General features: G+C 37.3%; 8 protein-coding genes. 5 read left to right on the forward strand and 3 right to left on the reverse strand.

Features of this window, described 5'->3' with window-relative positions; genetic code table 11:
* The first annotated feature begins 166 nt into the window (after positions 1–166).
* The 3 genes from FJR05_RS20620 (at position 167) to FJR05_RS27435 (ending at position 2,935) form a co-directional block, all read left to right on the forward strand.
* Positions 167–505, forward strand: a complete 339-nt coding sequence (locus tag FJR05_RS20620) for a hypothetical protein (RefSeq protein ID WP_254446997.1) — start codon at positions 167–169, stop codon at positions 503–505.
* A gap of 607 nt (positions 506–1,112) precedes the next feature.
* Positions 1,113–2,324, forward strand: coding sequence for a 3'-5' exonuclease (locus FJR05_RS20625; RefSeq protein ID WP_254446998.1), 1,212 nt, complete (start codon positions 1,113–1,115; stop codon positions 2,322–2,324).
* Positions 2,270–2,935 carry a hypothetical protein gene (locus tag FJR05_RS27435; RefSeq protein WP_254446999.1) on the forward strand — a complete coding sequence of 222 codons (666 nt, stop codon included), beginning with the start codon at positions 2,270–2,272 and terminating at the stop codon, positions 2,933–2,935. Before FJR05_RS20625 ends, FJR05_RS27435 begins: the two co-directional genes overlap by 55 nt.
* Before the next feature lie 39 nt (positions 2,936–2,974).
* Here the strand turns inward: FJR05_RS27435 and FJR05_RS20630 are convergent, their stop codons facing one another.
* The 3 genes from FJR05_RS20630 to FJR05_RS20640 all read right to left on the reverse strand — a co-directional run bounded on the left by FJR05_RS20630 (position 2,975) and on the right by FJR05_RS20640 (position 7,032).
* Positions 2,975–5,245 carry an NACHT domain-containing NTPase gene (locus FJR05_RS20630; protein WP_168645848.1) on the reverse strand — a complete coding sequence of 757 codons (2,271 nt, stop codon included), beginning with the start codon at positions 5,243–5,245 and terminating at the stop codon, positions 2,975–2,977.
* Between the two features lie 330 nt (positions 5,246–5,575).
* On the reverse strand, positions 5,576–6,025 hold the full coding sequence (locus tag FJR05_RS20635; protein WP_168645849.1) for a hypothetical protein: 450 nt from the start codon (positions 6,023–6,025) through the stop codon (positions 5,576–5,578).
* A gap of 53 nt (positions 6,026–6,078) precedes the next feature.
* Complete coding sequence (locus tag FJR05_RS20640; protein WP_168645850.1) at positions 6,079–7,032, reverse strand: carboxylesterase; 954 nt, start codon at positions 7,030–7,032, stop codon at positions 6,079–6,081.
* 743 nt (positions 7,033–7,775) lie between these two features.
* On the opposite strand from FJR05_RS20640, the gene holA reads away from it, so the two are divergent.
* Positions 7,776–8,678: a DNA polymerase III subunit delta gene (gene holA, locus FJR05_RS20645; RefSeq protein WP_254447000.1), complete on the forward strand. Its 903-nt coding sequence runs from the start codon at positions 7,776–7,778 to the stop codon at positions 8,676–8,678.
* Between the two features lie 117 nt (positions 8,679–8,795).
* A complete protein-coding gene (locus FJR05_RS20650) occupies positions 8,796–9,647 on the forward strand; it encodes an AAA family ATPase (protein ID WP_254447001.1) in 852 nt (283 codons plus the stop codon).
* Positions 9,648–9,666: the final 19 nt, after the last annotated feature.

The raw sequence follows: 9,666 nt of genomic DNA on the forward strand, positions 1-9,666 counted from the left end.
TCGCTGGTTTTGGTCTTAGCACACTCAAGCAATTATTTAGAATGAAATAGCCCTGTCTATTATTGGCTTGGGGTACATCAAATGTTCCAAAAAAGTATAGAAGAACTAATGCAATTTAGCCGCTATCGGTTGAAGGATTACATCAAAGGGCAAAGAGCTATGGAGCTTGCTCTATCTACCTTCTAGCTATCTTGTCCTCCTGTCAGGACAATGTGAAGTACAGGTAAAATTATCTACTCAACCACAGTTATGGTTAGAGGTTGCTATTTTAGGTTTACTACCTGCGGCTAATTCCACAAAATCGAGTCAAGTTATTCCCCTTGCTGAAAATCCACCTTGGACGAATTGGAAAACACCTGCTGATGCGATCGCTTGGGGACAACAGAAGTTACCAAATATGAGTCTTGAATCCCTGCAAGAACATTGGAATTCTTTGATTCCAGTCAATGGTAAGAAAGCTCCTATTTGGGTAGAAACGGTACAACAGTTATCATCTTCTCGATAATATTCTATGAATTGATATAGCAATCTTATCTGATTTTTGAAGATTCATTTATGGAAATAGCCTTACCCAGAGGTGGAAAGATAATAAATGTCAATTTTCAGAATAAGTTAGGATTGCTATATAACCAACCATTCACAATGAATGGCTTTTAAATTTTCCATCAAATACTAATTCCTAAATTAGTTAAGGGACTTCCAGGAAACAAATTATCCCAATAAATGAACAAACGAACCACTCCAGGCACAGAGAACACAGAGAGAGAAGAAATAGAGAGGGTTTTTGCGTTAGTTTTGGGACATATTTTTATTTGGAAATCCCTAATTTCTTACACCAATTTTTTGTGAAGCTGCACAGAATCATGAAATTCATTATTCCATCTTCATCTGTGTTTATCCGCGTTCATCTGCGTTCTATTATTCCTGATATTTTATTCTATGGAGTTTCATATTAATTTGGGATGACATTATAAAATTACCACAGCGATTATTTTGAAAATCTATTTGTAACAAGTTTTTTAAATATTAGCGGCTAATGCCGTTATAGATGTAAATTGATTCCTTTTCAAAATCAAAAGATAAAAACAATTAGTAAATAACTCGTAATCACAATGAATATTAATTACAATCATCGTCATTTTATCACCAAAAGCGATAATCAAATTACCGTTGCCGAAGATAAATTAAACATCTTCTACACAGATAATACTGTTTATAAATACTGGCAACCTTTACAGACTATCAAACCTTACAATGCCCTGAAGCAAATGGTTATTGATATTGAAACTTCAGGGCTGATTCCTAGTAAAGATAGAATTTTCGCTATTGGTTGTATGAATGAATTGGGCGAGTATTTTGTATTTATGGATGAAAATGAATCAAAATTACTCTGCCAATTTCTTTCCTATTTTCAGTCTATTTCTCCTGATGTAGTTCTCACATACAACGGTACAGAATTTGATTTTCCATTTATCATTACTAGATGTCTAATCAATAACATATCTCATCCATTTAATATTTCTCAGCAATCGAGAATTATCAAGACAGCACAGGTATTTGGTAAGCCCATGAATATTTCGGAAATATTCATCAGCAATAGCCAACATATTGATGTTTATATTTGTGTCCTGAGATGGGATTTTGTCAATAAAGCATTATATCAACATTCCCTAAAAAGTGCAGTCATAGAAATGGGATTGCGAGAATCTGCTAGGTTGGTTTTAACTCCCCAAGAAATTCAATATTGTTGGGGTGAAGGTGCAGGTTCTCAAGGATGGAAAAAAATCAGAACATACCTAATTTATGACTTGGAAGATACGAAATTAATTGCTGATAAATTAGTTCCTTCCTATTACTATGAATCGCTGATAGTACCAGGGATGAATTTACAACAACTATCGCTCACTGGTAATGGTACTAAATGGCAGCGAGTTTTAGAAAGACAATATCCAGGTTACAAACCAACGGCTGATCTGAAGTTGAAATTTGAGGGGGGACTGGTAATTTCTGTACCAGGTTTACACAAACACATTGCCAAAATTGATGTTTCCAGTCTGTATCCCAGCATTATGCTTAAATATGGGATTTGCTCCCGCAAGGATACGCAACGAGTGGGGTTAAGTATTCTCGATTATCTCACCAGGGAACGACTCAGACTCAAAGAATTAGGAAAAGCTGGAGACTTAGCTGCTAAACAAGCTGAAGCTGCTCTCAAAGTGTCAACTCGTTGTTTGGCTTTTATGGGACTTCTGGTGTTGGTTTTAACGATATGGAAGCTGCTGCACTGGTTACAGCTTATGGTAGACGGATTCTGCGATTCATGATTGATGTGATTGAAAAAGCGGGAGGTATCCAGGTTGAAAGTGATACTGATGGTGTGTTCTTCTCCCACTCTGAACCTCTGCTGATATTTGAGCAGTTGCAAAATGCTTTACCTACTGGTATCAAAATCGAGTTGGAAATCCTTGCTCAAGCGATGTTTGTTCCCTCTAGAGGAGCTAAGAATTATATTATCTGGCATGAAGATGGTAAAATTACTACTAAGGGTTCATGGCGGAAACGCGATTCCTACGGAGCGCTTCGCTATCGCTCTCGTCTAGAAAAGGAGTTTCCTTTGAACTACCTGACACAATATCTTCTGTCAAAGGCTAAGGCAGAACAATATTACCAGGAATTAACCAAGGTTATTCGTTCTGGTGATTTTCCTGTGGAACAGTTACAGGTGACTCGGAAAATTAAGAAAGGTGAAAAGGCTCTTTTGGTTCTGGGTAATACTGGGGATGTTGTGACGTTTTATCAAGGAATTACGGGGTTGACTAATTCTGAAGCCTATTCCACTGGGTATTATTTGGAGTTGATTGCTAAAAAACGAGATGAGTTACTTTCGGTTGTTGAGCCTCAAGGTGATGTGGGGAAGCAGTTGAGTCTGTTTTGAGTGGGAGATTATACTAAATTATTCAAAATTAATTCAGTGTCATTCAAAATGTTTTTTATTCTGAGAAAGTTGGGACAAATAATCACGAAACTCCTGATGAAAAAACTCATAACCAATACCGACTTTTTGTAAGAATAAAAGCTCACTAGTATCATCCAAAAATTTAGCATAATTCCAAGGAATTAACTTATTTTGATACAGGATAACCCGCAAAGCAAAATGCTTAATACAAGTTTTTCCACTAGAAGAACAGATAGCAAATAACACCGCTCCCATAAATCCATAAGATACTGCATATTTTATTGCTTGAATTATCGGGTGCATTTGTATATAATAACCAATTAAGAAGAAAAATAAAACACTAATTATCCAATCAGTTAATCCAATAAATAGAGTATTTTGAAGAGAGATAAAAATGCCTTGATTTGGATATAATTCCCTAGATATTTCTTTAGGTGGTATATCAGAAGTAAATCCAAATATAAACAAAATAAAAACTGATACAAGAAATGTGTAAATTGATAACAGCATGGCTAAATTAATCGAGTTTGCGTGATGAATAATATTTTTCTCAATACCTGCCTTATACAAATCAATTATCCCATGCATTTCAAGCCAAGCTGATGGTAAAGCGACTATGAAGCCAATAATTAAACTTAGTGGTAAATATTTACTTAGATTATTAAGTCTTTCTTTCCAACTCCAATCCAGCTTCTCAACCAACCGAATTTCTTCTTTATTTTTATTCAGAAAATAATCCCATACATAATATAATGGAACGCAAAATCCACTCAATATTCCAGTAGCTAAAGCATATTTCCAATTATCAACTGGTTGTAGTGGAATATGAATTAATCCAAGTGAAGAACTAATTATTTCGGTAATCATTAAAACTGTTAAATAATAATGTCGTTTTTGAGTTCTGCTTTCCAACCAATTTGGTTGAATTTTTTCAATTAAAAATATCGTTTGACTTTTTTCAAACATTCGTTGTGCTAACCAAATTAGCCAGTTTATCAACTGGGGTCGAGAATATCGGTCATCGTATAGAAGTAGTTTTCCTAGTCGATATGACTTTGTATCATATCTATGTAAATGGGACTTACTAGGCTGTATAAGGAGGTAGAAGGCAAATATTATAACTTGTTTACCAATACCAGTATATTTTGTTGCAATTATCGGCTTCTGTAACAACATCCGATTAATATAGTTCTTGAACAGGACTGAATAGAAGTTTTCTGATAAAGTTTCTTGACGCACAGCCTCCAATGTATAGTTTTGATAAGTCAGGCTCATTACGCTTAAAATCAAGGGTGATTTTGCCAATTTTCGTAATTTATTATCTTGTTGAATTAGGCTTTTTAAAGCAACCAATTTATTACCAGCTTGATCCAATTGTTCATCAATCTGCTGATCAGTTAAAGGTTGAATATTAATAATACTTTGCAGCTTTAATTGCTCTGAAAGCTTTCGATATTCTTGGATACGGCAAGACACCACCACATCTGTTATCTCATGTTCTGTCGTGAACTTGTTCAAGGCTTGAACACAAACATTTCGATCTGTCTTTTGTACTTCGTCTAGTCCATCGAATAACAAGATTAGTTTTTGGTTTCTTATCCAGTTTTTAGTCAAGTCCTTCTTAGAAATACTGTATTGCTCTTGCAGTTCTTCAACTAGCCATTCTGCAATTGTTAACTTTTTATTTGTCCAAGACGACAATTTAAACACTACCGGAACCAGCTTATGTAAATCTTTCTCCGCGTCGTCAATTAGGCTCTTTGCCATTTTGAGCAGGATTGTTGTTTTACCTGATCCTGGGTCTCCTAAAATCAATAGGGTACGGCCTTCTCCTATATTCGGTAAGACTTCCGTACCCTCTTTCTCTTTAGGAAAAAGTGCTATGGACTCGTCAGTAAAGTTCTGAGAGCTACTAACCTGAGATAGCACAGATGATTTTTCTTCTTGTAGTCGCAATTCACTCAAGACTTGCTTATGCAGCGATTTTTCTAATATCCCTTCAATCCATATTTTTTTGACTCTATTAAGCAAGCTTTTCCTATACCTGAATTCTTCTTGAGTTTGAGTCACAGGGGGAGCAGAAATGTTCGGTGGTGAACTCAGCCCATCAGAAGTCAACAGGCGGTCGTAAATGGTAACAGACACAGATCCCCCCTGAACCTGAATTTGATTCACATACAAGTCACGACCAGCTATTCCCCCCACTTGAACTTTCTCAAGAGAAGCATTACCTCCAATTTCTAGATTCTGGCTTGATGGTGGTTCTTCGGAAGGTGAATATTGGCTCATAACTTAGAGGTTGTTTGAAAAGTTTGAAAAGTCTAAATTATTACTTGCCCTGGCGACTAGAAGTCGCGGCTACACAAACAAAACCCACCTCCGTGGGTTCAAAAGCCTTGATTTTCCGTTAGTCCACGCAGGTGTACCTAGTTTGTGTAGTAGCGAATTATATTCGCCATAAACTTTTCAAACATCCTCTTACACCTGATGTGAAATAAGTACCAAAACGGTGGCGAAGCAATAAACGTGGTGTACAACAGACATCTCCGAAAAAGAAGATAAAAGCCTTTTGCAGTATCGATATTTCTTTTCTAGAGAAGGCATAACTTTATACCATTTTTATACCATTCCAGTAAAGAAACTAGCCGCTACCCCCAGCCAAGGTAGAAGTTTAGTTATAATGGGGTCAACTTTCTGCCAAAGACTTGTCCCTGCTTCAACAGTTTCATCTGCTTCCTTGAGAACTTTCGTCGCCCGTTGCAAACTCTTGGCAGCAAAATCCTTATCAGGTTCTTCTTGCTGTGCCTCATCTTTAGCAGATTCTAGATGCTTGATTGCTTTCGCTGTCTGCGTTTCTGGTAAATCCGAACTGCGAAACAATGCCTCAATCTCGGCAATTAATTCAACTACATCCGCTTGAGCTAGTGGTTTAGAAGATTCACTTATTCCAATTTGTTGATTTTGGGACATATTCATATCTCGACCCGCAATTCCTCCAAGTTGGATATGAGAAACCTGACCACCGCTAAAACTGATTAATTGGGAAGGCTCTTTTTCTTTTTCTGACATAGGTTTTTTATCAAGAACACAGTTAAGTTTATTTATGTCCAATTACTTAAATTTTATAGCAATTTTTCAAGAAAATTCAAAATATTTTTAGTTACTATTTCATTATTCATTGGAGATACAATATCGCCAACAATAATATGATTATAAGGATCTTGGCTTTCATTAATATATACAATTTTCTTGGTATATGTCTCTTGTTGGCTAGTAGTTCCTAATCGATTGAATATATTTTCAGTTTTTTTAGTATTAACTACCTGATCAAATGGTGAAAAAATCATTAGCACTGGCTGTCTGATATTTTCAACTTTTGCTTTTCTAGCAATTTTTACTGTTCCCATCATGGGCAAAAGAGCTTCAACAGGATAACTAGTTGTCCAGTATCTTCCCTGTTCTGGGTTGAGAGGTTTCCAACTTCGATTAGAGCCTATAATTATTTTTGCTATAGTTTTTCCCCAAGGCCATAATAGAACATTACTAATAGGTTGTTTTAGACTAAAATTTGGGGATATGAACACTAATGCTACAACATCATCATTCATCCTTTTAACTTCAGATGCTAACCACATAGTAAGTGCTGATCCTGTAGAAGAACTTATAATTACTACTTTTTCTCCTATCATTCTGCCTATCTCTACTGCTTCAAAAGTATCATTTATCCAATCGTTTACTGATGCTTCTGCCAAAGGTTTACTGCCACGTCCGTGGCCTGTTAATCGGGTATGAAAAAGATTGGCTTGTAAACTTTTAGTAACATTTTCACACAAAGGATACATATCCTGTCTCGTTGATGAAAACCCGTGTATGTAAACAATTGCTATTTTTGTTTTCTGCTTTTTTAAGGGATTTGCCCAAAGAATAACTTTTTCAGTTCCAGGGATAATATCATCAAATTTTTCCTCTGATTCTTTTAACAATTTGTCTAGTTCTTCAGGCTCTTTAGGCAATTCAACGATTTTTATAGTTGTATCAATAGGGACTCGATATCCAAGAAAAAATAGCATATTCATACAAAAGATTGAGAAAATTGTAATTATCGGCCAGTTTCGCATAGGTTTATTTAGGGTTTGCTGAAAAAAACGTAGAAACAAAAACGTATAAGGCTTGCAGATTTTTTGAACATCAAAAAATCTGCAAGCACAGTTGCTTATATTGGTAGAGATGTCTGTTAGCTATCGAATCGAAAGGTTAGATTTCTCCGTTAGTATAGCGTGAACAGTGAAATTATTTGAACTGATTCAGTGCGTTTCCAGATTTCCTCAAGGTTACGCCGTCGTTCTTCTGTTCTCCCTTGAGGGTGTAGTGGGTGACTTTGTTACCGTTGAGCGTAAGTCGAGAGCATGTGTTGGATTGTTTATTTTGGGGATAGTCGTAGCAGATGCGATCTTGATATGCAGTCCACTTTCCGGTGTAGTCATGAGTCCCCCAATAGTGGACTTTCCCGAATATCGTCCCGTCGAGTGCGTAGAACTCCGCCCAATCTTTGGCCAAAAGCGTCTGTCCTTCGATTGCACTTCGTAGTTTAGATCCAGTGAGATAGGTAGGTTGCGCGTTGGCAACTGACGATGCAATGAGTATAAGCGTTACGGGGATGCACTTTAGTAGGTTCATGATATTCCTCAATGATTTATGGTTGCTTTGCCTCACAGATCTCAATACGGTTCGGTTGAGGCACAAAACCCCAAATTTTCAATATTTTGTTGGTTTTATACAATTGGTTCTTTGCGTGGTAATTTTCGTTAACCGAACCGTATTGTCACATATCTTAGATGAACAATGGGCAAACTTCAACTATACAGAATACCCCCCAGAATCTAAAGAAACCATTCCTCAAGCATTATCCGATATCATGACACCACCAGTTGGGAGTGGAGGAAGATTAGTACATTTGCCCAACAGCACATTACTGGGAGTTTGTTCAAAAGAAATTTTGTTGCAGTTGGAGTCCATTCTCCCCACAATTCCCTCCACAAATACACTCCTTATCACCAACACTCACAAACCTGACGCGAGAAATAAATCCGTCAAACTCCTACTGGAGTACGCACAGGTAAAAGAATTTCCTCTCATTCCCCAATGGCAAACCCAAGCATTAATACAGCAAGCTCGTACTTTAGCTGACGAAGTAGGTGTAACACTCACCACCGATGCTTACAAAGTATTAATTGATTACACAGGCAATCATACACGACTGATATTCACTGAACTAGAAAAGCTCAAAACCTATGCTTTGGGTAAAACAGTCAATGGGAATATGGTGAAAGAATTAGTCTCAGAAAGTGCTGCTAATAGTTTACAACTAGCCAACGCCATTCGCTTGGGTAACATTGCTCAAGCATTGGAATTTGTTGAACGCTTAATTAACTGTAACGAACCAACCTTAAAGATTACCGCTACCCTGACTACAACCTTTCGCACTTGGCTAACAGTCAAACAGATGATCATCACCGGGTGTCAAGACGACAATAAAATAGCCCAACTTGCAGACGTGAAAAATCCCAAACGCTTGTATTACATCCGCCAAGAGGTTGCTAATTGTTGTGTAAACAAGCTGAAAAATAGTTTGAAAATGCTGTTGGAACTAGAGCTAATGCTGAAATCTGGTGTAGATGAAAAACTCGCCTTGCAAACTCAAATTATCAAACTTTGCTCGTAGGTATTACTTCTTGCAAATGCAATAGACACCTCGGAAATTTAACCTAAAATGCTCCGGTTGTTGGAGGGAGATTAAATTTCTGGAGATGTCTAATCAACAATTTCCAAAACTCAAAAAATGAAGCAACTTGATCTACTTCATCTCACAACAGACCTTTCTGTTTGTGAACCTTCTCAAGGTATAGATTCCGAATCTACACAGCCAATTGCAGAAAACTGGCAGTTATCAAAAATCATTGGTCAAAATTTAGCGGTATCTTTACTCAAAGGTGCGATCGCACACAACCGAATTGTCCCTGCGTATTTGTTTGCTGGAGCAAACGGAGTAGGAAAATCATTAGCTGCTAAATGCTTGATCGCTGAAATTTTCAACATCCAAAACCTAGCTAACTGTCCTGATATTTTATGGGTTGAACCAACATACCTACACCAAAAACAGTTGTTCAGTGAGAGTGAAATAGCAGATTCTGGGGTACTGCGAAAAACTCCATCCCAAATTAGAATTGAGCAGATTCGAGAAATCACCCAATTTCTGTCTACCTCCCCTCTAATTGCACCTTACAAAATTGTCGTGGTAGAAAATGCTGAAAGAATGCCACCCACTGCTGCTAATGCACTCCTGAAAACTTTGGAAGAGCCAATATCCGGCACAATTATCCTCATTTCATCCCAACCCCAAAGGTTACTGGCTACAATTACCAGCCGTTGTCAACTGATTCCTTTCCAGCGACTAAACAACGCCCAAATCACCACAGTTTTAGAAAATGTGGGACGTTCTGAAATTCTCAATCACCCAAATATTATACAGTTTGCGGGTGGTTCTCCTGGAATAGCGATTGCCTGCGGCACTGCGCTCGGCGCAATCGCTTACCATGATCAACTTCAATCTATCCCACAATCAATTTTGCAACAACTAATTCAACCACCTAGCAATGTAACTGTTCACACTCCCCCACTAAAAAGGAATTAGGAAGTAACAGGGATAGGAG

This window comes from Dolichospermum sp. UHCC 0259 (assembly GCF_009711935.1).
Taxonomy (GTDB): Bacteria; Cyanobacteriota; Cyanobacteriia; order Cyanobacteriales; family Nostocaceae; genus Dolichospermum.